Below are 22,118 nucleotides of genomic sequence, written 5' to 3' on the forward strand. Positions count from 1 at the left end.
GAACCACCCGGCCGGGGGCGCGCGGTCCCCTAGCCGAAACTGAGCTTGTAACCGTCGCGGCGCAGGGCGCCGAGGACCTCGTCGCAGTGCGCGGGGCCCCGGGTCTCCACCTGGAGCAGGACCTCGGCCTCGTCGAGGTGCAGGCGCGGCGCGACCCGCTCGTGCACCACGTCGAGCACGTTCGCGCCGAGGTCGGCGAGGCGGGCCAGCAGCGCCGCCAGGGCGCCGGGCCGGTCGGTCAGCCGGATGCGGAACGCGAGATAGCGGCCCGCCGCCGCCAGGCCGTGCCGCAGCACCTTCGCCAGCAGCAGCGGGTCGATGTTGCCGCCCGACAACACCGCGACCACCGGCGGCTCGAACGCGTGCGGGTGGTCGAGCAGGGCGGCCACCCCGGCGACCCCGGCGGGCTCCACGACCAGCTTCGACCGTTCGAGGCAGAGCAGCAGCGCCCGGGAGAGCGACTCCTCCGACACCGTGACGACGCTGTCCACCAGGTAGTGGATCAGCTCGAACGGCAGCTCCCCCGGGCGGCCGACCGCGATGCCGTCGGCCATCGTGGACAGGGGCTCCACCATGACCGGGTGGCCGGCGGCGAGGGACTCGGGGTAGGCCGCCGCCCGCTCCGCCTGCACGCCGACGATCCTGATGCCGGGGCGGAGCGACTTCACCGCGAGCGCCACGCCCGCCGCGAGGCCGCCGCCGCCGATCGGCAGCACGATCGTGCCGACCTCGGGGAACTGCTCGAGGATCTCCAGGCCGATCGTGCCCTGTCCGGCCACCACGTCGGGGTGGTCGAAGGGGTGGATGAACACCGCCCCCGACCGGTCCGCGTCCTCCTTGGCCGCCTGGAGCGCCACGTCCACCGTGTGTCCCGCGAAGACCACGTCCGCGCCGTACGCCCGGGTGGCCTCGACCTTGGGCAGCGGGGCGCCCTCCGGCATGTAGACCACCGACTTCGCCCCGAGCAGCCCCGACGCGAACGCCACCCCCTGGGCGTGGTTTCCCGCGCTGGCCGCGACCACGCCCCTGGCCCGCTCCTCGTCGGTCAGCCGCGCGATCCGCACGTACGCCCCGCGCACCTTGAAGGAGCCGGCGCGCTGGAGGTTCTCGCACTTGAGACGGACCGGGCCGCCGAGCATCTCGGAAAGCACACGGGACTGCACGACCGGGGTCTGCACGATCACCCCGTCGAGGACCTGGCGTGCGGCGACGACGTCGTCGTACGACACCTGTGGGACACCCATGGCGGAAGTCTCCCACTCGGCGGGCCCTCGCATCGCCGCCCACCCTCCGCCATGTCGCGCGGGCGCGCGCGATCAGCTCCCGGGCGGCGGGGTGGCGTCGCCGATCTCGGACGCCCCGGGCTGGTCGACGATCTGGCATGGCTCGGGGGGACCCGCCGACAGCATGCCGCGCATCTGCCAGCTGACCCCGGGGTTGTCCACGGTGGGCTCCACCGGGTTCTCCGCCACGTCGATCACCACGACCTGTCCGGGCTTGATGTACTCCGGATGGATCGTGATGCCGTTCCGAGGCTCGATCGCCTTGTAGGAGATCGAGCTCTCCAACCTCTTCCGCATCCTCGCCTTCACTGCCGGGTCCTTGCTGGCGATCTCCTCCGGCGTGAACGAGAAGTTGTCGCCTTGCACCGGCGTGATCCGGAGATTGCCGCACCACTTGCCCAGGGGCAGGTAGGTGATGTCGGCGGTCACTCCCATGCCGGCCAGGTCCCGCTCGACCTGGTCCGGATCACGGAACTCACGGATCTTGAGGTTGATCGAGCCGTCGGCGTTCTTCGTCAGCGCGTACGCGGGGGTGTCGGCGCCGATCGCCATCGGCACGGCAACCGCCGCGGCGGCCGCGACCCCGAGGACGCCGGCGGCGGCGAAGAGCCGGCGGCCGGTCACCCGGCGCGGAGCGGTGGCGCGGGCGGGCCGGGCGGCCATGTCGGCCTTGAGCGCCGCGAGCAGGCGGTCTTCGAACGTGTCGTTCATCGTTGTCCTTCCATCACGAGGGGCGGCACGACGCCGGGGATCCGCTGGAGCGCGCGGCGCGCGCGGTGGAGCCTGACCCTGGCCGTTCCCTGGCGGATGCCGAGCGCGGCGGCGGCCTCGGCCGGGCTGAGGCCGTCCACGGCCACCAGCTCCATGAGGGCCCGCTCGTTCTCCGGCAATCCGGCCATGGCCTCCATGGCCCGCCTGGCGGGGGACTCCGCGTCGATCCGGTCCTCCAGGCGTGCCACGTCGTCGCTTTCGAGCAGCCGGCGCCCCGCCACCCGGCTGTTCGCGCGCAGTTCCCTGGCCGAGCGGCGCCGCTCGGCCAGCAGCGTGTTGCGCGTCACGCCGTACAGCCAGGCGATCTCGCTGCCCTTGCCGGGCCGGTAGGTGTGCGCGGAGTCGAGCACCGCGAGGAACACCTCGGCCGTGAGATCGGCCACCGCGTGCGGGTCCCCGACCCGCCGCGCGAGGAACCGGGTCACCGCGTCGAAATGGCGCCGGTAGAAGGCTTCGAATGCCTCGGGGTCATCGGCGATGCCCGCCGGCCCCTTCTGTTTCAGGCGCACCAGCGTCGCTCCCTTGGTCGTCCGTCCGAATACACCCTTGCTTGGACGAACCCCAACCGACCGTTACAAGCACTCCCGTTTTCTCGGCGCCGACGCGCTCACGCTGTACGGCAAGGCCCTGCACGCCGCCCGCCGCCTGAACGACCCGGTCGGCGAGGGCCGGGCGCTGACCGATCTGGGCTGGGTCCACCAGGCGCGGGGCGACCACGGGCCGGCCGGCGAGCACTTCGAACAGGCCCTGGCGGCGTGCCGCGCGGCGGGCGACCGGCGCGGCGAGGCGCGCGCCCGCGAGGGCCTCGCCGATCTGGCGCACCACATCTGACCTGTGAGAACGGCAGCCGTCGGCATCGCCATCGCGGGCCCATCGCGAACGCATCGCGACTGTGTCAACGGCACACCCGACGCTGGTCCCAGCTCACCTCACCGGTGGGCAGGCAAGGGAAAGCGAAGATCATGGACTTGCGGTGTGCCATCTCCGGCCCGGTGTACCTTCCCGGGGACACCGGTTTCGCCGAGGCTGCCAAACCCTGGACGACCGGGGTGCGCCAGCCGGTGGTCGCGGTCGTCGAGGCGGACGACGCCGACGACGTGGTGACGCTCGTGCGGTACGCCCGCACCGCCGGCTTGACGATCTCCGCCCAGCCGTACGGCCCTCCGGGGACGTGGCGGGAGCGGTCCTGCTGCGCACCGGCCGCCTGGACCACATCGAGGTGGACCCCGCTCGACGGGTCGCCCGGGTGGGCGCGGGCACGCGGTGGCGGCCGCTGCTGACCCGGGCGGCGAAGCACGGCCTGACCGGGCTCGCGGGGAGCTCCCCCGCGGTCAGCGTGGCCGGCTTCCTGACCGACGGCGGACTGTCCTGGTTCAGCCGCGGGTATGGCTGGGCCGCCGACTCGGTGCGCGCCTTCGAGGTCCCCAGGCTCCGGGAGATCAAGAAAGCACGCGACCCGCACCGGGTGTTCCGCGCCAACTTCCCCGTTCTGGGCTGACAGCCCGATTCACCACAGATGACAGGAGAATCTCCAATGTCGACCGCTTACGTAGTAGTCACGATCCTGGCCGCGGCGTGGGTCGGTTTCTCGGCCCTTTCGGTCTTCATCCGCGCCAAGTGGGTGGTGGGGCCGCTGGCCGAGTACGGCGTACCCCAGGCCGCCTGGCCCTGGCTGGGCGTCGCCAAGGCCGCGGGAGCCGCCGGCCTGGTCGTCGGCCTGGCCGTCCCGCCGATCGGCCTCGCCGCCGGCATCGGCCTGGTGATCTATTTCGCCGGCGCCGTCATCACCGTGCTCCGCGCCCGTTCCTACAAGCACGTCCCCTTCCCACTGCTGTACCTGGCACCGGTCGCCGTCGCCATGGCGCTCGGCGCGTAGCGGCCGGGTGCGGCTAGGAGGAGAAGACCAGGATCGATGCGGTGAAGCCGTGGACGTGGTTCTGCCCGGCGACCGGGCCCAGCTCTCCTGCGGCGAAGAATCCGGCCACGCCGATGGGCCCGAGCGTGTCCCGTACCGCGAGGGCGTCGTGGTCGGCCGAGCCGAACATGGCAGATCCCCGGCCGTTGCAGGAGAACAGCAGAGCCCCGTCCACCCGGCCGCCCGCGTTCACGTGCTCGTCGAGCAGGTGGTAGAGGTCCTCGTCGGCGGTCTCGGCGTCCCTGACCTGGAAGCGGACGGTCCGGCCGATGTCCACCACGTCCCCGATGGCGACGGCCTCCCGCTCGGGGTCGATGCCGAGCACGCCCCTGATGAGGAAGTCTCCGCGTTCGTGGCGTTCGGCGTACTCGTCCATGGCGAGGCCGATCTGCAGCCCGGACGCGACGAGCTCACGGTCCGCCTCGCCGAGCCCGCTCACGATGTCCTCCAGGCGGGCGAGCGCGGGCTGGCCGGCCAGTTCGAGCAGCAGGTTGTCCTCGGCGCGGGTGACGACCATCGTCGGTCCGATCGGGCGGCAGCCCTGGCTCACCACGGTGCTCACCTTCAGCGCCCCGCCGAGGACGACGCCGATGGCGCCCTCCGTGTACGTCTCGCCGTCCGCGAAGAGCCGTACCGAGTCGCGGCCGGCGAGCGCGTTGGCGAGGCCGCCGATGATCGGCAGGTTGCCGAGCACCTCGGAGGAGTGCTCCACGAACGCGTCCGTCGGGAACGTGTACGGGTCGGCGAGCAGGATGGCGACCCTGTCCTCCGGCCCGCGTTCCGGCAGGCCGATGACCACGAAACGATCCTCGGTGCGGAGCGTCTCAAGCGCGAAGGTCGTCACCTCGGCGTCGCCGAGCGTGGCGGCCCAGGCGCTGACCGACGGCCGGAGCTCCACTCCCTGCGCGTCCCCGATCACGCCGGTGGCGCTGCACCCGATCACGTGCGCGTCGGGGGACACCATGGACATGGCGCGCTGCCCGGCGCGCGTGACGTCGTCGGCATCGTCCCCGCAGATGAAGAAGCACACCAGGTCGGGCCGTCCGGACAGCCCGGCGAGGGCCTGCCGGATGGCGGCCTCGGCCGTCTCCACGAGATCCGTGCCCACGGCGAGACCATCGGCGAATCGGCTTGTCAAAACCGCCATCGTCTCGCCTCCTCCTGTCGACCTGCTGGGCCACTGATGTGTCCCGAATTGCCCTCTTGCCCGATTCTCCCCACTAATAGGGGAACGACGCACAATAGCCGTCACGCAATAGTCAAGATCACAATGCGTATCGAGGTGCCGGATCTCCCGGCCTGGACGTAGTCTCGACTGCGTGCACAAATCGCCCGCACCCGCTCTGAGCACTCTGCGCGAGCTGCGCGAGAGTGGACACGTCCATCGGACCGTGAAGGCCGAGATCCGCGAGAACCTCCTCGGCCGGCTGCGCTCGGGAGAGCCCCGGTTCCCCGGCATCGTCGGTTTCGACGACTCCGTGCTCCCGCACCTGGAGCGCGCGCTGATCGCGGGCCACGACCTGGTGCTCCTGGGTGAGCGCGGGCAGGGCAAGACCCGGCTGATCCGCACCGTCGCCGGCCTGCTCGACCAGTGGACGCCCGTCGTCGAGGGCTGCGAGATCAACGACCACCCGTACGCCCCGGTCTGCGTCCGGTGCGTACGGCTGGCCGCCGCGCGGGGCGACGACCTGCCGGTGGCCTGGCGGCACCGCGACGACCGCTACAGCGAGAAGCTCGCCACGCCGGACACCTCCGTGGGCGACCTCATCGGCGACGTGGACCCGATCAAGATCGCCGAGGGCCGCACGCTCGGCGACCCCGAGACCGTCCACTACGGCCTGGTGCCGCGCACCAACCGGGGCGTCTTCTCGGTCAACGAGCTGCCCGACCTCGCCGAACGCATCCAGGTCTCGCTGCTCAACGTGCTGGAGGAGCGCGACATCCAGGTCCGCGGGTACAACCTGCGCCTGCCCCTCGACATCCTGCTGATCGCCAGCGCCAACCCCGAGGACTACACCAACCGCGGCCGCATCATCACACCGCTCAAGGACCGGTTCGGCGCGGAGATCCGCACGCACTATCCGCGCACCGTCGCCGACGAGCTGGTCCTCATCCGGCAGGAGGCCGCGCTGCGCGAGCTCGGCGCCGACCTTCCCGACCACCTCGTCGAGGTCATCGCCCGGTTCACCCGGCTGGTACGCGAGTCCACCGCCGTGGACGGCCGCTCCGGCGTCTCCGCGCGGTTCTCGATCGCCGCCGCCGAGACCGCCGCCGCCTCCGCCGTACGGCGGGCCGCGCTGGCCGGCGAGGAGCGGGCCGTGGCCCGGGTGTGCGACCTGCCCGGCGTCGTCCACACGCTGCGCGGCAAGGTCGAGTTCGAGGTGAGCGAGGAGGGGCGTGAGGTCGAGGTCCTCGCCCACCTCCTGCGCCGGGCGACCGCCGAGACGTTCCGCGGCGCGCTGGGCGGGGCCGACCTGTCCGCGCTGCTCGCGCGGTTCTCCGAGGGCGCCCGGGTGGAGTCCGGCGAGCTGGTGCCGGCGACCGAGCTGCTGCGCCGCGTCGGCCGGGTGGACGGCCTGGCCCGGATCATGTCGAGCCTGGGCATGGGCGAGGGCGACGAGTCGCCCGGTCACGCGGCGGCGGCCCTGGAGTTCACCCTCGAAGGGCTCTATCTCATGCGCCGCCTCTCCAAGGACGAGCTGGCGGGAGGCAGCGTCTACCGGACGTGACCTCCTCTCCCTCCGAAGGCTCCCTCCGAAGGCTCCCTCCGAAGGCTCCTTCCGAAGGCCGGGGCCTCCTCGGACGCGTCCCGATGACCGGATCGTGACCTTCTCCGGACAACCTTTCCGGCGATGGGGACATCTCAACCAGCGCATCGATCGCTACGTGACAGAGGTACCCATCATGATCATCAGAGGTCGCGTCCCGCTCAGCGTCGCCGCCCTGGTCACGGTCGCCCTCGCCGGGGGCGCCCAGGCGGCCCAGGGCGCGACCGCGCAGCGGGCGACGAGCGGGACGGACGCCGCCCGCGCCGCGCAGACGCGCACCGTGTACGGCTTCGCCCGCCCCGACGGCGCGGGCGCGATGATCGTCAGCCCGCGCAAGGCGACGCGCAAGGGCAAGCGGTACCGGCTCACGCCGATCGCCTCCGCCAAGGAGGTCCGGGTGACGTTCGACGCGTCCGTCGACTACCGCCGGGTCACCACCGCCTGCGACCTCAAGGAGACCGAGGGCGCCGTCGCGGTCGACGCCAAGGGCCTCGGCACCACGCGCTGCACGGACGAGGACCTGGAGTTCACGCTCGGACTCGGCCCCGTACCGGTCATGGTGACGTACGACCCGTCCACCGGCGCCGCCACCCGGGCCCGCGAGTTCCTCTACCCGCCGGACGACCCGGTCGCCGCGTTCGGGACGGCCTCCCTGGGAGGGCGGGGCGTGGTCACGTTCACGCCGTACAAGGTGCGGCGGGTCCCGACCATGGGCTACGCCTTCGGCAAGAAGGCGGGCGCCCCGATCACGCTGCCGTACAACGGGAAGGTCGTCTTCTACCGCACCGGGCGGTCCTGCAAGGACAACTCGCAGCAACCCACCAGCGCCGACCGGAACGGCCTCGGCACGCGGCCCTGCACCGCCGCCGACCTCACCCGCGCGCTCCGCGCCATCAAGCCCATGCAGGTGAAGGTGGAGTACCTGACGGCGAGCCGGGAGCTCATGGAGATCCGCGAGGTCTTCCCCTGCCAGGGCGATATCTGCGGGTGACGCCCTCCTCGCCCGGAAGGCCGGAGCCCCGGCCCGCGTTGCGGGTAGCGTTGTGACGTGGCTTACCTGTACGGGGAGTATCACGACGGGCCCGATCCACTGGCTCCGCCGTACGACGTGCGCGCCGCCCTCGACGAGATGGGCGACGCCGTCCTGTCCGGGGCCACGCCCCTGGACGCGCTGCGCGACCTGCTGAGACGCGGCCTGCCCGGCGCCCCGGACCGGCGCGGCCTGGACGACCTGCTCCGGCAGGTACGGCGGCGCCGCCGGGAGCTGCGGTCGGGCACCCGGCTCGACGGGACGCTGGAAGAGGCCCGCGCCCTGCTGGACAAGGCGATCGGGCAGGAGCGGGCCGAGCTGCGGCGGGAGGCGGACGGGCGTCCCGGTGAACCCGGCCCGTCGGACGACGCGCGGTTCCGCGAGTCGCTCCTCGACGCGCTGCCCTCCGACACGTCGCGCGCGATCCGCGAGCTGGCCTCCTACGACTGGCGCTCGGAGCAGGCGCGGCGCACGTTCGAGGAGCTGCGCGACCTGCTGCGCAGGGAGGTCCTCGACAGCCGGTTCCGCGGCATGCGGGACGCCCTCGCGAACCCCGACCCCGCCGCCATGGAGCGGGTCCGCCAGATGATGGCGGACCTCGACGAGATGCTCGAACGGGACGCCCGCGGCGCGCACACCCCCGACGACTTCGCCGACTTCATGCGGAAATACGGGGACATGTTCCCGGAGAACCCGCGCAACCTCGAAGAACTCGTCGACCAGCTCGCCCGCCGGGCCGCGGCGGCGCAGCGGCTGCTGGCGTCGCTGACCCCCGAACAGCGGGCCGAGCTGGCCGGGCTGATCGAGCAGACCCTGGAGCAGGCCGGGCTGGCCGAGCAGATGCGCCGCCTCGGCGAGAGCCTGTACGCCCGGCGGCCCGACCTCGCGTGGGAGACGCCCGAACGGCTCTCCGGCGAGGACCCGACCGGCATGGGCGACGCCGTCACGGCCCTGGAGGAGCTCGCCGACCTCGGCGAGCTGGAGTCCTCCCTCCGGCAGGACTACCCAGGAGCCCGGCTCGACGACATCGACGAGGAGGCCGTACGCCGCGCGCTCGGCCGGTCCGCGGTGGACGACCTGGAGGCGCTCCAGCGCATCGAGCGCGAGCTGGAGTCCCAGGGATACCTCCGCCGCCACCGCGGCAAGCTCGAACTCACCCCCAAGGCCGTACGCCGGCTCGGCGAGACCGCGCTCCGCCGCGCCTTCTCCTCCCTTGAGTCCAGCCGCCGCGGCGACCACGACCAGCGCGACGCCGGAGCGGCGGGCGAGCTGACCGGCTCCACCCGGCCCTGGCGGTTCGGCGACGAGCAGCCGATCGACGTCGTCCGCACGATCGTCAACGCCGTACGGCGCGGCGGCGGAACGCCGATCTCCCTCTCGGTGGACGACTTCGAGATCGTGGAGACCGAGCGCAGGTCGGCGGCGGCGGTCTGCCTGCTGGTGGACCTGTCGTACTCGATGGCCCTGCGGGGCACCTGGGCGGCGGCCAAGCAGACCGCGCTGGCGCTCCAGGCGCTGGTGACCTCGAAGTTCCCGCAGGACGCCGTACAGATCATCGGGTTCTCGAACTACGCGCGGGTGCTGCGGGCCGACGAGCTGGCCGGGCTGGAGTGGGACATGGTCCAGGGCACGAACCTGCACCACGCCCTGCTGATCGCCGGACGCCACCTGGACCGGCACCCCGACTTCGAACCGGTCGTGCTGGTCGTCACCGACGGCGAGCCCACGGCCCACCTGATGCGCAACGGCGTCCCGCGCTTCGACTGGCCGCCGTCGCCGGAGACCCTCGAACTCACCCTCGCCGAGGTGGACAAGATGACCCGGCGGCGGGCGACCATCAACGTGTTCATGCTGGCCGCCGACGAGCGGCTGCGCGACTTCGTCGACGAGCTCGCCCGGCGCAACGGGGGCCGGGTCTTCTCCCCCAGCGCCGAACGCCTCGGCGAGTACGTCGTGAGCGACTTCCTGCGCAGCCGCCGCGCCCGTTAGCGCCGCCGGGCGCGCGACGCCGGCAAGTCAGACGATGATCGGGGCGATACCGGCGAGCGCCCGGGGTGCAATCCACCGGCGAGCGCGGCAGTTCTCCCGTGGGATCAATGAGGGGATAACCTCAGGCGCATGTCGCTTCTCGGCAAGGTGGTGCTGTGGCTCCACATCGGCTTCGCGATCTTCGCCATCGGTCCGCTGACCGCGGTGACCAGCGCCGTCCCGCGCTACATCCGCACGCGGGACGTCGCCGTCCTGCGCTATCTCCAGCGGGCGACCCGGATCTTCGGGGTGCTGACCCTGGGCGTCTTCGCCACCGGGCTGGTCCTCGGCGGCGGCAAGCTCGGCGCGCCGTACCTCTCGGCGTCGATGACGCTGTTCGTCGTCGCCCTCGCGCTCATGGTCTTCATCGAACGCGACGAAGGCGCCGCCATCCGTGCTCTCTCCAGTGAGAGCACGGAGGACGACGCCAGGGTCCAGATCGGCAGGATCGCCGCCATGGGTGGCATCGCCGCCGTGATCTGGCTGGTGATCCTGTTCCTGATGGTCTTCTTCGACCCGACGTCCTGACCCGTCAGCCGAGCGCCTGGGACAGGTCGGCGAGCAGGTCGTCGACCGTCTCGATGCCGACCGACAGGCGGACGAGGTCGCCGGGCACCTCAAGCGGCGACCCGGCCGCCGACGCGTGGGTCATCCGTCCCGGATGCTCGATCAGCGACTCGACGCCGCCGAGCGACTCGCCGAGCGTGAACAGCCGCGTCCGGTCGCAGACGTCCACCGCGGCCTGCTCGCCCCCGGCCACCCGGAACGACACCATCCCGCCGTAACGCCGCATCTGCTTGGCCGCGACCTCGTGCCCCGGGTGCTCGGGCAGCCCCGGATAGAGCACCTGGGTCACCTTCGGATGGGACGCCAGCAACTCGACCACCCGCTCGGCGTTGTCGCAGTGCCGCTCCATCCGTACGGCGAGCGTCTTGAGCCCGCGCAGCGTCAGCCACGCGTCGAAGGGCCCGGCCACCGCGCCCATGGCGTTCTGGTGGTAGGCGAGCCGCTCGCCCAGCTCCGCCGACGCCGCCACCAGCGCGCCGCCGACGACGTCCGAGTGCCCCCCGACGTACTTCGTCGTCGAGTGGACCACCACGTCCGCGCCGAGCGCGATCGGCTGCTGCAGGTACGGCGAGGCGAACGTGTTGTCCACCGCCAGCAGCGCGCCCGCGTCGTGCGCGACCGACGCCAGCGCCGCTATGTCGGCGATGCCGAGCAGCGGGTTGGTGGGCGTCTCGACCCAGATCACCTTCGTCTCGGGGCGCACCGCCGCGCGGACCGCGTCCACGTCGCCGAGCGGCACCGGGTCGTAGGACACGCCCCACCGCTCCAGCACCTTGGCGAACAGCCGGAACGTGCCGCCGTACGCGTCGTCCGGGATCAGCACGTGGTCGCCGGGGGCGCACACCGTACGCAGCAGGGTGTCCTCGGCGGCGAGCCCGGAGGCGAACGCCAGCCCGCGCGCGCCTCCCTCGACGGCGGCGAGGCACTCCTCGAGCGCGGTCCTGGTCGGGTTGGCCGACCGGCTGTACTCGTAGCCCGCGCGGAGCCCGCCCACGCCGTCCTGCTTGTACGTGGACACCGCGTAGATGGGAGGAACGACCGCGCCCGTGTGCGGATCGGCCTCCTGGCCCGCGTGAATGGCCAGCGTCTCGAAACCTTCGTTCATGGCGAACGCAACCTTCCCCAAGTGATTTCGTTCCGGCGTCAGTTCGACGCGAGGAACGCGAGCAGGTCCTGGCGGGTGAGCAGGCCGACCGGCTTGCCGTCGTCGAGGACCACGGCCGCGTCCGCCTTCTCCAGCGCCTCGACCGCGCGCGAGACCGGCTCGCCGAAGCCGATCATCGGCAGCGGCGCGGACATGTGGTCGCCCAGCGGGTCCTCGGCGGCGACCTTCCCCCGGTAGAGGCCCTCGAGCAGGTCGCGCTCGATGATCGAGCCGACCACCTCGGCCGCCATGACCGGCGGCTCCTCCTTCATCACCGGAAGCTGCGAGACGCTGTACTCCCGCATGATCGAGATGGCCGTGCCGACCGACTCGTGCGGGTGGACGTGCACGAACTCGGGCAGGCCCGCGCTCTTGCGGCCCAGCACGTCGCCGACCAGGCCCTCCTCGCTCGACGTGGTGAGGAAGCCGTAGTCGGCCATCCACTCGTCGTTGAAGATCTTGGACAGGTAGCCGCGGCCGCCGTCCGGCAGCAGCACGACCACGACGTCGTCCGGCCCGGCCTCGCGCGCGACCTTCAGCGCGGCCACCACGGCCATGCCGCAGGAGCCGCCGACCAGCAGCGCCTCCTCACGGGCGAGGCGGCGGGTCATCCCGAAGGAGTCCTTGTCCGAGACCGCGATCACCTGGTCGCAGATCGTCGTGTCGTACGCGGCGGGCCAGATGTCCTCGCCCACGCCCTCGACCAGGTACGGCCGCCCGGTGCCGCCGGAGTAGACGGAGCCCTCGGGGTCGGCTCCGATGACCTTGACCCGGCCGCCGGAGACCTCCTTGAGGTAGCGGCCGGTGCCGCTGATCGTGCCGCCCGTGCCGACGCCGGCGACGAAGTGGGTGATCCGCCCCTCGGTCTGCTCCCAGATCTCCGGGCCGGTCGAGTGGTAGTGGCTGGCCGGGTTGTCCGGGTTGGAGTACTGGTCGGGCTTCCAGGCGTTCGGCGTCTCCCGCGCCAGCCGGTCGGACACCGAATAGTAGGAGTCCGGGTGCTCGGGCGAGACGGCCGTCGGGCAGACCACGACCTCGGCGCCGTACGCCCGAAGCACGGCGATCTTGTCCTGGGCGACCTTGTCCGGGCAGACGAAGAGGCACTTGTAGCCCTTCTCCTGCGCCACGATGGCCAGGCCGACGCCGGTGTTGCCGGAGGTCGGCTCGACGATCGTGCCGCCGGGCTTCAGCGCGCCGCTCCTTTCCGCGGCCTCGACCATCCGCAGCGCGATCCGGTCCTTCACCGAGCCGCCGGGGTTGAAATATTCCACTTTGGCGAGCACCTGGGCGGGCAGTCCCGCCGTCACCTTGCGCAGCCGTACGAGCGGCGTGTCACCTATGAGCTCGATCAGGGAATCATGTACGCGCACCGCGAAGACCGCCTTGGTTTACCGAAGCTTTGTCAGCCTGCCTGCAGCCGTCATCCCGAGGGGGTGGCCGGAACTGGGCTAGTTTCTCTACCAAAAGGTACCGTCACAACGGGGAGAGCAGGTGATCTGGACGCCGGGAGCCGCGCGCGCCGCGCGCCGGATCGCCACAGCGGCCGCGATGGGCGGCGGGGGCATCACCGCACTGGGTGTCGCGACGTACGGCCTGCTCATGGCGGAGGCGTTGATCGCCCGCCGCATCGTGGGCAACCCGCACGGCATGGACGGCCCCGACTCCGACGGAGTCTACGGCGACTTCGAGGGTGAGCCGATCCGGATGGTCATGCTGGGGGACTCGACCTCCGTCGGGCTCGGCCTGACGCTTCCCGCGAACACCCCGGCGGTCAACCTCGCCAACGGCCTCGCGGAGGTGGCCGAACGCCCGGTGCGGCTCACCGTCGTCGGCGAGTCGGGCGCCGCCTCCGCCGACCTGGGCCCCCAGGTCGACCGCGCGCTCGCCGCCGAGCCCGACGTCGCGGTCATCTTCATCGGCGCCAACGACGTCACCACCGCCACCCTTCCCGCCCACGCCGTACGGCACCTGCAGAAGGCGGTGCGCCGGCTGCGCGAGGCCGGGGCGGAGGTCGTGGTGGGGACCTGCCCCGACCTGGGCACGATCCGGCCGATCCCGCAGCCTCTGCGCTGGGTCACACGGCGGTGGTCCCGCCAGCTCGCCGCCGCCCAGACCGTGGCCGTGGTCGAGGCGGGCGGCCGCACGGTCGCCTTCGCCGACCTGCTCGGACCCGAGTTCGACACGAACCCTGCCGAGATGTTCGGCCCTGATCGTTATCACCCATCTGCCAGAGGTTACCTACAGGCCGCGTACACAGTGCTACCGTCTGTATGCGCCGCGTTGGGATTGTGGCCCGAGCCCGAGCCCCAGCGCGTCGAAGGTTCGCAATACCTGTTGGCGGCAATGGCCGTGGAAGAACCCGGCACCGAGGTCAGCGCGACCCGGGTCGCCGGCCGGGCGGTCGGCCCCCAGGGACGGTGGGCGGCACTGCTCCGCCGGCGTCCCGGGCCGGTATCCAAGAGCGCCTGAGGCCGGTCACCTTTCGCGACCCGGCCGTCACCCCCAGTAGGAGTGATATGACCCGGCCCCACGCGAAAGTCACCCTCACACTCGCCTCCGCCGCCCTGCTGACCAGCGGGGCCCTGGCCGGCTGCTCCCAAAGCGACGCCGCCGCGAAGAAGTACCCCACCTGGCAGAACACCGAGGTGAACGCGGTCAGCCGCACCACCAACGGCGCGGGCGTCGCCGCGACCACCTCGATGAAGGCCGACGGCACCCTGGAGACCGTCACTCTCGACGAGGCGACGGGAAGGAAGCTCTGGTCGGCCCCCGCGACGATGACCGGCCGCCTGCCCGGCATGGGCGTCCAGCCCCCCGCGGTCGTCGACGCCGGGAGCGGCCAGGCCGTCGTCGCCGCGATCGACCCCGTCAAGCAGGGCCAGTGGAACGCCACCCTGGTCACCAGGGACGCCCACACCGGCCGCCAGAAGTGGACCCGGCCGGTCCACTCGACCTTCGGACCCCAGCGTTGCGGGCCGTACATCTGCCTGTCGGAGCACACCGCGCTGAGCACGGCCAGGCTCGTCGTGCTGGACGCGCTGACCGGCAAGACGATCTGGCGGCTCCCCGGCATCGCCGAGGTGGAGTGGTCGGACCCGACGCGGGTCGTGCTGCTGCGGCTCGCCTCCCACCCGGTGCTCGAGGCGCACGACCTGAAGACCGGCAAGACGCTGTGGCAACTGCCGATCGAGCAGGCGCTCGGTGCCGGGGTCGACATGTCCGGCGGCTGGGCCTTCGGCTCCACCGCCACCAACCTGGTCGGCTACGTCGCTCCGTACACCGACGCGCGCACCAAGAAGACCTCGGCGTTCGGGCTGTTCTCGCTCCGGCTCGCCGACGGCGTCCTCGAATGGATGCGGCCGTCCGTCGTGCGCGTCTACCCCAGCGGCAACCCGGCGCTCGCCCCCGTCGTCCGTCCCGTCGACGAGCAGGGCCAGTACGGCGGCTTCGCCCGGCTGGACGGCGGGTCCGGGCGGGTGGTCGGGCAGATCACGGCGGCGCAGGTGCCCGGCTCCGGCTGGTGGCTCGCCTTTCCCCAGAAGATGGACCGGCTCGACTTCCTCAAGCACAGCGCCTCCGGCACGGCCTTCGACCTGATCAGCGGCCAGCAGGCCGAGGTGAAGGGCGCCAAGGGGTGGTCGTTCTGCGTGACGGACCCGCAGCCGCTGAAGCTCACCGGCGTCTCCCCCGGCTTCTACTCGATCGCGGCGCTGTGCGAGTTCGACCTGGCCACCGGCAAGCGGGTCACCTCCACAGACGCCCCGCCCGCGTGGTTCACCGGCAGCCAGGGCGGCTGGCGGATCTGGCGGGACGAGAAAGGCGCGCTGCACGCGATCAAGGACGGGACCGCCACGTCGCCCGGCATGTACGGCTGACCGTAGAAAGTTCTGTTTTGTGGCCCCCCGGGGATGGCGTCCGCTCTACCCCGGGGTAACCTCCGCAGAAAAGGACTAGGGAGCGTCGGACGAATGCTGCCCGTAGCGCAGCAGGGCGTGATTCGTCCGACGCGACGCAGGCAGGAGAGCCCCATGCCCGAGGCAGTCATCGTCGCGACGGCCCGCTCGCCGATCGGACGCGCTTTCAAGGGATCGCTGAAGGACATCCGTCCCGACGACCTCACCGCCCAGATGACCCGCGCCGCACTGGCCAAGGTGCCCCAGCTCGATCCGAACGACATCGACGACCTGATGCTCGGCTGCGGGCTTCCGGGCGGCGAGCAGGGGTTCAACATGGCACGCGTGGTCTCGACGCTGCTCGGGCTGGACGGCGTGCCGGGCACCACGGTGACCCGCTACTGCTCCTCGTCCCTGCAGACCACGCGGATGGCGATGCACGCGATCAGGGCCGGCGAGGGCGACGTGTTCATCTCCGCCGGCGTCGAGTGCGTGTCCCGGTTCGCCAAGGGCAACTCCGACAGCCTGCCCGACACCCAGAACCCCCTCTTCCAGGACGCGGCCGCCCGTACGGCCAAGCTGGCCGAGGGCGGGCAGGCCTGGCACGACCCCCGCGAGGACGGGGCCCTGCCGGACATCTACATCGCGATGGGCCAGACCGCGGAGAACGTCGCCGGCCTCAAGGGCGTCTCGCGCCAGGAGCAGGACGAGTTCGGCGTCCGCTCGCAGAACCTCGCCGAGAAGGCCCTCGCCAACGGCTTCTGGGAGAAGGACATCACCCCGGTGACCCTGCCGGACGGCACCGTGGTCAGCAAGGACGACGGGCCGCGCCCGGGCACCACGTACGAGGCGGTCTCGCAGCTCAAGCCGGTCTTCCGCCCCGACGGCACCGTCACCGCGGGCAACTGCTGCCCGCTGAACGACGGCGCCGCCGCGGTCGTCATCATGAGCGACACCAAGGCCGCGTCCCTCGGGATCACGCCTCTCGCGCGGATCGTCTCCACCGGCGTGACCGGCCTGTCGCCCGAGATCATGGGCCTCGGCCCGGTCGAGGCGTCCCGGCAGGCGCTCGCCCGGGCCGGGATGTCCATCGACGACGTCGACCTCGTCGAGATCAACGAGGCGTTCGCCGCCCAGGTCATCCCGTCCTACCGCGAGCTCGGCATCGACATCGACCGGCTCAACGTGAACGGCGGCGCGATCGCGGTCGGCCACCCCTTCGGCATGACCGGCGCCCGCATCACCTCCACGCTGCTCAACGGTCTCCGGTTCCACGACAAGACGATCGGGCTGGAGACCATGTGCGTCGGCGGCGGCCAGGGCATGGCCATGATCGTCGAGCGGCTGAGCTAGCGCCCCTCCGGGCACACCGGCTATCCCTGGAAGTCGGGGCCGGCGCGGTCGATCGCGATACGGATGATCACCCGCCGGTCCCGCACCATGGCGGCCCGGTAGTCGTCCCAGTCCGGGTGCTCGCCGCTGATGTCGCGGTAGTAGTCGACCAGCCGCTCCATCGCGTCGGGGAGCGAGATGATCTCGGCGGTGCCCTCGATCTGCACCCATTCGCCGTAGAAGGCATCGGTGGTGACGGTGAGGAACACCTGCGGGTTCCGCCGCAGGTTCCGGGTCTTCACGGCCGTCTCACGGCTGCTGACGATCGCGTACCCGTCGCCGTCGAGGCCGACGGTGACGGGAGACATCTGCGGCCGTCCGTCGGCGTGCCAGGTGAGCATCACCGCGCGGTGGTTGTTCCTGAGGAACGCGCGCGCCTTGTCCAGGTCCATGAACACAATGATGCGCCCGCGCCGGAAGTGGCGCGGGCGCGGGCGAGGTCAGATCAGAAGTTCCGGCCCCTGCGACGCCGCTCGTGCTCCAGGACGATGGCGACCGCGTAGCCGTGCGTGAGCCCGTGCTCGTCGGCGAGCCAGTTGGCACGCTCGTCGCATCGCAGGAACGACGGGCCGTTGTCGATAGTTTGGAACCACTCGGGGAGGGCGCGTCCGGTGATGGTGGGGACGCGGGCGATGAGCTTGGTCTGGGTCTCCGGTGAGTGGTTCAACGTCATGAGCACCTCCACGGATATGGCTCCTGTTGGGCTCGACACTGCCTCACCCGTCCCGGCTTGACAAGACCCCGACGGACATCGTTTCGTTATTAAATCTTGATCATATGGATTAGTCACTGTCCGTGAAGTAGCTGATGAACCTCAGGATCTCCAGGTAGAGCCAGACCAGGCTCAGCGTCAGGCCGAAAGCCATCAGCCAGGAGTACCTCGCCGGGACACCCGCGCGCACCCCGCTCTCGATCTCGTCGAAGTCGAGCAGCAGGAAGAAGCAGCCGAGCAGGATCATCGCGATGCTGAAGATCCAGCCGAGCGGGTTGTCGGCCCGCAGGCCGAGGCCGCCGGGCTCGAAGAAGCCGACGATCCAGTTGACGAGCATGAGCCCGACCGCGGCCAGGGCGGCGCCGACGACGAACTTGGTGAACTTCGGCGTGGGCCGGAAGATCTTCAGCGTGTAGACCGCGAGCGTGCCGCCGAAGGCGAGCATCGTGCCCAGCACGGCCTGCAGTACGACGCCGTGGAAGAGGTCCTCGTACCTGTGGCTGAGAACGCCGATGGCCACGCCGTAGCTGAGGGCGTATCCGAGGATGAGCGCCGGGTTGGTGCTCTGCCGGAACGAGACGATCAGCCCGAGGATCAGGCCGACGATCATCGCGGGGGCGGCGAGGGTCCAGCCGAGGTTCAGCTGCCAGGCCACCGCCGCCGAGAGGACGAGCGTGCCGAGCGTCATGAAACCGCGCACCACGACGTCGTCGACCGTCATCGGACGCTCCGCCGCCGGCGTGTGGGCGGGCGTGTAGGACGGCGCCGTGTACATCTCGTTCAGCTGCTGGACGCTGGGCGTCGGGCCCGCCCAGGCCCGCTGTCCCCCTGGAGCGCCCCGCTGGCTGAATATGGGGTTTCTGCTCTCCACCTCTGCCTCCGACTCTCGATCAGCGTGCGCCGCCAGCATCTCAAGCGGGCGTCACGCCAGTCCACTGGCGTAATCAACGATCGTCTGGCGAGGGGAGTTCCCCACCGGGGTTCCCGGAAAACGGAACCCCGGTGGGCGGCGCCGGCCCGTCTCCCGATCAGCGGGTCGGGCTGAAGGCGCGCAGCTCGGCGGGCCGCTTGCCGAGCACGATCTGCTCGGCGAGCAGCTTCCCGGTCACCGGGCCGAGGGTGACTCCCCACATGCCGTGGCCGCCGGCGATGTAGACGCCGGGCACCCGGCTGGCGCCGATCAGCGGCAGGCCGTCGGGGGTGACGGGACGGGGGCCGACCCAGGTGTCGGTCCGGTGCTCCCAGTCGACGCCGGCGAGCAGCGGCCGGGTGTTCTTGATGATGGAGGCGACTCGGCCGGTGTCCAGCGGGTGGTCCGGCGAACGGAACTCCATGGTCCCGGCCACGCGGAGGTTGCCCTGGTACGGCGTGCAGGCCACGCGGATGGAGGGGAAGTAGATCGGGCACGGGACGGTCTGCTCGACCGGCACGGTGAACGAGTACCCGCGGCCGGCGCGGACGGAGGTCCGGACGCCGAGCGGACGGGCCAGGTCGTCCAGCCACGCGCCGGTCGCGATCACGACCGCGTCCGCGTGCTCCGGCTCCCCCGCGTACGCCTCGACGGTGACGCCGCGCGGGCCGTGGCGCAGGTTCCGCGCGGTGAAGCCGGTGCGGAGCCGGCCGCCGCGGGCGACCACGGCGTCGGCGAGCGACTGGGTGAAGGCACCGGGGTCGATGTAGCGCTGGCCGTCCAGCCGGATCGCCAGCTCGACGTTGGACGAGATCTGCGGGACCTCCGCGGCGATCTTCTCGCCGGGGATCTCGGTGAAGCTGATCTCCTGCCCGGAACGCAGGATCAGCTCCAGCTCGCGGCGCAGGTCGTCCGCCTGGGCGGCCTTCTCGAAGGCGGCCATGATCGGCGCGTCGATCGTGGGGGCCTCGACACCGTTCTTGGTCAGGATGTCGAAGGCGTCCAGGCACTGGGCGTTGATGGGGCGGTAGGCCTGCATGCCGCGCTCCCACTGCCGCATGGTGCAGTGCGTGGCGAACTTGGTGAGGAAGGCCCACAGCCGCGGGTCCGGCTTGGTCGGAATGTACAACGGCGCGTCACGGTCGAGCATCGACCGCATTCCGTACCGGAGAACGCTGGGCTCGGGCAGCGGGATGGTGAGGCCGGGCGACAGCCAACCGGCGTTGCCCCAGGACGCACCGGCGGCCACACCGGCCCGGTCGACCACCGTGACCTCGACTCCCCGCTCCTGGAGGAACCACGCCACCGACAGGCCGACCATTCCGGCCCCCACCACCACGACACTGCGCGGTGACTTCTCCTCCGCCACGACAGCTCTCCCTTTCTTGAGACGACCCTTCGAGCATGTACGCCGCGGAAGAGGTCGGAGCTGCCAAATTCGGACAATGGATCTGCCTGCGGTTGTCCTATCCGGACATGGCCGCGCCGACTTCGAGTGCGATCATCATCGCCAGGCGCTTGCGCGGGTCGTCGAGCTCCAGCCGGGTGGCCTCGGACATCTTCCGCAGCCGGTACCTGACCGTGTTGGGGTGGACCGCGAGCCGCGCGGACGCCTCCCGGAGGTCTCCCTGCGCGCGGAGCAGGGCGCGCAGGGTCGGGACGTACTCGGTGCCGTGCTCGGCGTCGTGGCGGGCCAGGTCCACGACGGGGCCGCTGGTGGGCATCCGGCCGGCCGCCGCCGCGCCGGCGAGGCGGCGCAGCAGGATCCGGTCCCATACGGCGTCGTACGTGACGGGCAGCTCCGCGTCCGGGTCGGACATGTGGACGGCGAGGCTCTCGTCGGCCTCGCTCCGGCTGGCCGGGAGCTGCGAGACGTCGGCGGGACCGCCGACCCCCGCCCACACTCTCGCGTCCGACGGCAGGTCGCGCGCGAGTGAGCGCACCCACTCGCAGGCGGCGTCCGCGTCCTTGCCTCCGGCGAGGACGGTGTACAGCACGTCGCCGACGAGGGCGCTGCGGCCGGGGCGTGACCAGGTGAAGCCGACGGTCGCGTGCCGCGCGGCGAGCAGCACCGCGTCCGCGCCCCCGTCGGCGCGCAGCGCGACGACCCGGAGGTCGGTCGCGGGCAGGCCGAGCCGCAGCAGCGCGGCCGGCGCGTCGGCGGCTCCCTCGATCAGGCTCTGCACCAGGTCGGCCTCGACCCGGCGCTCCAGGTCGGCGCTCGCGCGGGTGGTCAGCAGGTGGGTCGCGGCCACACGGGCGCCGGCCACGAGCGCCGCGTTCTGGCCCGGGGTGAGGGGGCCGTCGACCTCCACCCACACCGAGCCGAGCAGCTCGCGTCCGGCGCGCACGGCCACGACCACGCGCGCGGTCAGCTCGGAGCTCAGCTCGGGCACGAACAGCGGCTCGTCCGACTCGTCCAGATGGGCGAAGACGCCCTGGCTGCGCAGCGCCTCCAGCGTCTCGTCCGGGACGCGGCGGCCGAGGATGGTCCGCAGCCGCGCCTGGTCCACGTCCTGCTGGCGGTGGGAGTAGGCGAGCACGCGCGCCTGGACGTCCTCGATCGTCACCGGTCCGTCGACCGCTCCGGCGATGGTGTCGGCCAGGTCGAACAACCCTCCCGGCGCCGCCGCCTTCGCCGCCGCGCGTTCACCGAACACCAGCGTGTGGATCACCGCGACGAGCTGGCCCCAGGACACGCCCGGATCGACGAGGACGGCCGGGGCGCCGGCCTCGCGCGCCGCGCGGGCGACCCCTTCGTCCAGTGAGAAGGACCCGCGCAGCACCAGGACGGCGGCGTCGGTGCCGGCCAGCAGGCGGGCGGCACGCTCAGCGCTGTCGATCCCGACGCCGAGCATGACCTGGCCGCCCGCCGCGGCCTGGGGCTCGGACGGGTCGTACAGGGCCAGGCCGCGCAGGTTGGCGCCCCGGTCGACCGGTCCCCGGCACTCGCAGGTGCCGAGGGTGCCGAGGATGTCCAGGAGCTGCCCCAGGACCACCATCGTTCACGCTCGCAGAGTCACCGGATGCCGACAATTCCCTCCAACGGTAACCCAGTTCGGACCTTTAACTTGTTTGACAGGTAGATATAATTGCACTGGGCACAGTCCGTACCGGGCTGTGTCTTTGTGTTGTGTGGAGAAGGGAGGCGTGACATGACCAGCACGCAGCGGACATGGCTCACCCAGAACGCGTACGACCGGTTGCGAGAGGAGCTGGCGGGGCTGCTCGCGCACCGCGCGGGCGAAGGCGACGGCGCGCCGCCGCACGACCCCGACAGCAACGAAGAGATCATGGAGCGGGAGCGCCGGCAGGCGCGCATCCACCAGATCGAGGACCTCCTCAAGAACGCGGTGGTCGGCGAGGACCCGCCGGACGACGGCGTCGCCGAGCCGGGCATGGTGCTGACCGTCCGCTACGACGGCGACGAGGAGACCGAGACCTTCCTCATGGGGCTCAGGGACGAGTCCGTGGGAGGCGACATCCCGGTCTACTCCCCCAACTCGCCGCTGGGCCTGGCTCTGACGGGGGCCAGGGAGGGCGAGCAGCGGACGTACGAGTTGCCCAACGGCCGGACGATGCGGGTCACGCTGGTGAAGGCGGTCCCCTACGGGCATCACTCGGCCCACTGAGAAGATCGGTGTCGACGCCCCCGGGCCGCCCACGAAATTGTCGTACCCCGGGGGCAGAATCATGCCCGGCACC

General features: G+C 71.6%; 22 protein-coding genes. 11 read left to right on the forward strand and 11 right to left on the reverse strand.

Annotation, left to right across the window (positions count from 1 at the left end):
- Positions 1 to 29: 29 nt before the first annotated feature.
- From ilvA to AWQ70_RS28765, 3 genes are all read right to left on the reverse strand, one after another.
- Positions 30 to 1,244: a threonine ammonia-lyase gene (ilvA, locus tag AWQ70_RS28755; protein WP_067182688.1), complete on the reverse strand. Its 1,215-nt coding sequence runs from the start codon at positions 1,242 to 1,244 to the stop codon at positions 30 to 32.
- A 72-nt stretch (positions 1,245 to 1,316) separates the two neighbouring features.
- Positions 1,317 to 1,994, reverse strand: coding sequence for a hypothetical protein (locus AWQ70_RS28760; RefSeq protein ID WP_067182691.1), 678 nt, complete (start codon positions 1,992 to 1,994; stop codon positions 1,317 to 1,319).
- Positions 1,991 to 2,563: an RNA polymerase sigma factor gene (locus AWQ70_RS28765; RefSeq protein ID WP_084517916.1), complete on the reverse strand. Its 573-nt coding sequence runs from the start codon at positions 2,561 to 2,563 to the stop codon at positions 1,991 to 1,993. Before AWQ70_RS28765 ends, AWQ70_RS28760 begins: the two co-directional genes overlap by 4 nt.
- Before the next feature lie 37 nt (positions 2,564 to 2,600).
- Between AWQ70_RS28765 and AWQ70_RS28770 the strand changes: the two genes are divergently transcribed.
- The 3 genes from AWQ70_RS28770 (at position 2,601) to AWQ70_RS28785 (ending at position 3,930) form a co-directional block, all read left to right on the forward strand.
- Entirely contained in the window at positions 2,601 to 2,885 is a 285-nt protein-coding gene (locus AWQ70_RS28770; RefSeq protein WP_067182694.1) for a tetratricopeptide repeat protein, read from the forward strand.
- Between the two features lie 340 nt (positions 2,886 to 3,225).
- A complete protein-coding gene (locus tag AWQ70_RS41570) occupies positions 3,226 to 3,552 on the forward strand; it encodes an FAD-binding protein (protein WP_245647190.1) in 327 nt (108 codons plus the stop codon).
- A gap of 36 nt (positions 3,553 to 3,588) precedes the next feature.
- A complete protein-coding gene (locus AWQ70_RS28785) occupies positions 3,589 to 3,930 on the forward strand; it encodes a DoxX family protein (protein ID WP_067182703.1) in 342 nt (113 codons plus the stop codon).
- Between the two features lie 13 nt (positions 3,931 to 3,943).
- Here the strand turns inward: AWQ70_RS28785 and AWQ70_RS28790 are convergent, their stop codons facing one another.
- Positions 3,944 to 5,116, reverse strand: a complete 1,173-nt coding sequence (locus AWQ70_RS28790) for an FIST signal transduction protein (RefSeq protein ID WP_067182706.1) — start codon at positions 5,114 to 5,116, stop codon at positions 3,944 to 3,946.
- A 172-nt stretch (positions 5,117 to 5,288) separates the two neighbouring features.
- Between AWQ70_RS28790 and AWQ70_RS28795 the strand changes: the two genes are divergently transcribed.
- The 4 genes from AWQ70_RS28795 (at position 5,289) to AWQ70_RS28810 (ending at position 10,323) form a co-directional block, all read left to right on the forward strand.
- Positions 5,289 to 6,698: a sigma 54-interacting transcriptional regulator gene (locus AWQ70_RS28795; RefSeq protein WP_157530544.1), complete on the forward strand. Its 1,410-nt coding sequence runs from the start codon at positions 5,289 to 5,291 to the stop codon at positions 6,696 to 6,698.
- Between the two features lie 175 nt (positions 6,699 to 6,873).
- Complete coding sequence (locus tag AWQ70_RS28800) at positions 6,874 to 7,728, forward strand: hypothetical protein (protein ID WP_067182709.1); 855 nt, start codon at positions 6,874 to 6,876, stop codon at positions 7,726 to 7,728.
- 57 nt (positions 7,729 to 7,785) lie between these two features.
- Complete coding sequence (locus AWQ70_RS28805) at positions 7,786 to 9,756, forward strand: vWA domain-containing protein (protein WP_067182712.1); 1,971 nt, start codon at positions 7,786 to 7,788, stop codon at positions 9,754 to 9,756.
- Positions 9,757 to 9,885: 129 nt separating this feature from the next.
- Positions 9,886 to 10,323, forward strand: a complete 438-nt coding sequence (locus tag AWQ70_RS28810; RefSeq protein ID WP_067182715.1) for a hypothetical protein — start codon at positions 9,886 to 9,888, stop codon at positions 10,321 to 10,323.
- Positions 10,324 to 10,327: 4 nt separating this feature from the next.
- Here the strand turns inward: AWQ70_RS28810 and AWQ70_RS28815 are convergent, their stop codons facing one another.
- Both AWQ70_RS28815 and AWQ70_RS28820 read right to left on the reverse strand, forming a co-directional pair.
- On the reverse strand, positions 10,328 to 11,467 hold the full coding sequence (locus AWQ70_RS28815; protein WP_067182718.1) for a cystathionine gamma-synthase: 1,140 nt from the start codon (positions 11,465 to 11,467) through the stop codon (positions 10,328 to 10,330).
- 38 nt (positions 11,468 to 11,505) lie between these two features.
- Positions 11,506 to 12,876: a cystathionine beta-synthase gene (locus AWQ70_RS28820; RefSeq protein WP_067182721.1), complete on the reverse strand. Its 1,371-nt coding sequence runs from the start codon at positions 12,874 to 12,876 to the stop codon at positions 11,506 to 11,508.
- Between the two features lie 121 nt (positions 12,877 to 12,997).
- On the opposite strand from AWQ70_RS28820, the gene AWQ70_RS28825 reads away from it, so the two are divergent.
- From AWQ70_RS28825 to AWQ70_RS28835, 3 genes are all read left to right on the forward strand, one after another.
- Positions 12,998 to 13,975 (forward strand): SGNH/GDSL hydrolase family protein, encoded by a 978-nt coding sequence (locus tag AWQ70_RS28825; RefSeq protein WP_245647191.1) that lies wholly within the window; start codon positions 12,998 to 13,000, stop codon positions 13,973 to 13,975.
- 47 nt (positions 13,976 to 14,022) lie between these two features.
- Positions 14,023 to 15,381, forward strand: coding sequence for an outer membrane protein assembly factor BamB family protein (locus AWQ70_RS28830; RefSeq protein WP_067182724.1), 1,359 nt, complete (start codon positions 14,023 to 14,025; stop codon positions 15,379 to 15,381).
- A gap of 153 nt (positions 15,382 to 15,534) precedes the next feature.
- Entirely contained in the window at positions 15,535 to 16,752 is a 1,218-nt protein-coding gene (locus AWQ70_RS28835) for an acetyl-CoA C-acetyltransferase (RefSeq protein ID WP_067182727.1), read from the forward strand.
- A 20-nt stretch (positions 16,753 to 16,772) separates the two neighbouring features.
- Here AWQ70_RS28835 and AWQ70_RS28840 read toward each other — a convergent pair whose 3' ends face one another.
- From AWQ70_RS28840 to AWQ70_RS28860, 5 genes are all read right to left on the reverse strand, one after another.
- Positions 16,773 to 17,183 carry a PPOX class F420-dependent oxidoreductase gene (locus AWQ70_RS28840; protein WP_067182730.1) on the reverse strand — a complete coding sequence of 137 codons (411 nt, stop codon included), beginning with the start codon at positions 17,181 to 17,183 and terminating at the stop codon, positions 16,773 to 16,775.
- A gap of 53 nt (positions 17,184 to 17,236) precedes the next feature.
- Positions 17,237 to 17,464, reverse strand: a complete 228-nt coding sequence (locus AWQ70_RS28845; RefSeq protein WP_067182903.1) for a DUF4287 domain-containing protein — start codon at positions 17,462 to 17,464, stop codon at positions 17,237 to 17,239.
- A gap of 109 nt (positions 17,465 to 17,573) precedes the next feature.
- Positions 17,574 to 18,374 (reverse strand): Bax inhibitor-1/YccA family protein, encoded by an 801-nt coding sequence (locus AWQ70_RS28850; protein ID WP_067182734.1) that lies wholly within the window; start codon positions 18,372 to 18,374, stop codon positions 17,574 to 17,576.
- A gap of 157 nt (positions 18,375 to 18,531) precedes the next feature.
- Positions 18,532 to 19,782, reverse strand: a complete 1,251-nt coding sequence (locus AWQ70_RS28855; protein WP_281197125.1) for an NAD(P)/FAD-dependent oxidoreductase — start codon at positions 19,780 to 19,782, stop codon at positions 18,532 to 18,534.
- A 97-nt stretch (positions 19,783 to 19,879) separates the two neighbouring features.
- Positions 19,880 to 21,415, reverse strand: coding sequence for a PucR family transcriptional regulator (locus AWQ70_RS28860; protein ID WP_067182738.1), 1,536 nt, complete (start codon positions 21,413 to 21,415; stop codon positions 19,880 to 19,882).
- Between the two features lie 153 nt (positions 21,416 to 21,568).
- On the opposite strand from AWQ70_RS28860, the gene AWQ70_RS28865 reads away from it, so the two are divergent.
- A complete protein-coding gene (locus tag AWQ70_RS28865; protein WP_067182741.1) occupies positions 21,569 to 22,045 on the forward strand; it encodes a GreA/GreB family elongation factor in 477 nt (158 codons plus the stop codon).
- Positions 22,046 to 22,118: the final 73 nt, after the last annotated feature.

The organism is Microtetraspora niveoalba (genome assembly GCF_001570405.1).
GTDB lineage: Bacteria > Actinomycetota > Actinomycetes > Streptosporangiales > Streptosporangiaceae > Microtetraspora > Microtetraspora niveoalba.

Coding starts and splice junctions, on each gene's coding strand:
- ilvA (WP_067182688.1), bottom strand. CDS start 1,244: ATGGGTGTCCCACAGGTGTCGTACGACGACGTCGTCGCCGCACGCCAG.
- AWQ70_RS28760 (WP_067182691.1), bottom strand. CDS start 1,994: ATGAACGACACGTTCGAAGACCGCCTGCTCGCGGCGCTCAAGGCCGAC.
- AWQ70_RS28785 (WP_067182703.1), top strand. CDS start 3,589: ATGTCGACCGCTTACGTAGTAGTCACGATCCTGGCCGCGGCGTGGGTC.
- AWQ70_RS28790 (WP_067182706.1), bottom strand. CDS start 5,116: ATGGCGGTTTTGACAAGCCGATTCGCCGATGGTCTCGCCGTGGGCACG.
- AWQ70_RS28800 (WP_067182709.1), top strand. CDS start 6,874: ATGATCATCAGAGGTCGCGTCCCGCTCAGCGTCGCCGCCCTGGTCACG.
- AWQ70_RS28810 (WP_067182715.1), top strand. CDS start 9,886: ATGTCGCTTCTCGGCAAGGTGGTGCTGTGGCTCCACATCGGCTTCGCG.
- AWQ70_RS28815 (WP_067182718.1), bottom strand. CDS start 11,467: ATGAACGAAGGTTTCGAGACGCTGGCCATTCACGCGGGCCAGGAGGCC.
- AWQ70_RS28830 (WP_067182724.1), top strand. CDS start 14,023: ATGACCCGGCCCCACGCGAAAGTCACCCTCACACTCGCCTCCGCCGCC.
- AWQ70_RS28835 (WP_067182727.1), top strand. CDS start 15,535: ATGCCCGAGGCAGTCATCGTCGCGACGGCCCGCTCGCCGATCGGACGC.
- AWQ70_RS28840 (WP_067182730.1), bottom strand. CDS start 17,183: ATGGACCTGGACAAGGCGCGCGCGTTCCTCAGGAACAACCACCGCGCG.
- AWQ70_RS28845 (WP_067182903.1), bottom strand. CDS start 17,464: ATGACGTTGAACCACTCACCGGAGACCCAGACCAAGCTCATCGCCCGC.
- AWQ70_RS28860 (WP_067182738.1), bottom strand. CDS start 21,415: ATGGTGGTCCTGGGGCAGCTCCTGGACATCCTCGGCACCCTCGGCACC.
- AWQ70_RS28865 (WP_067182741.1), top strand. CDS start 21,569: ATGACCAGCACGCAGCGGACATGGCTCACCCAGAACGCGTACGACCGG.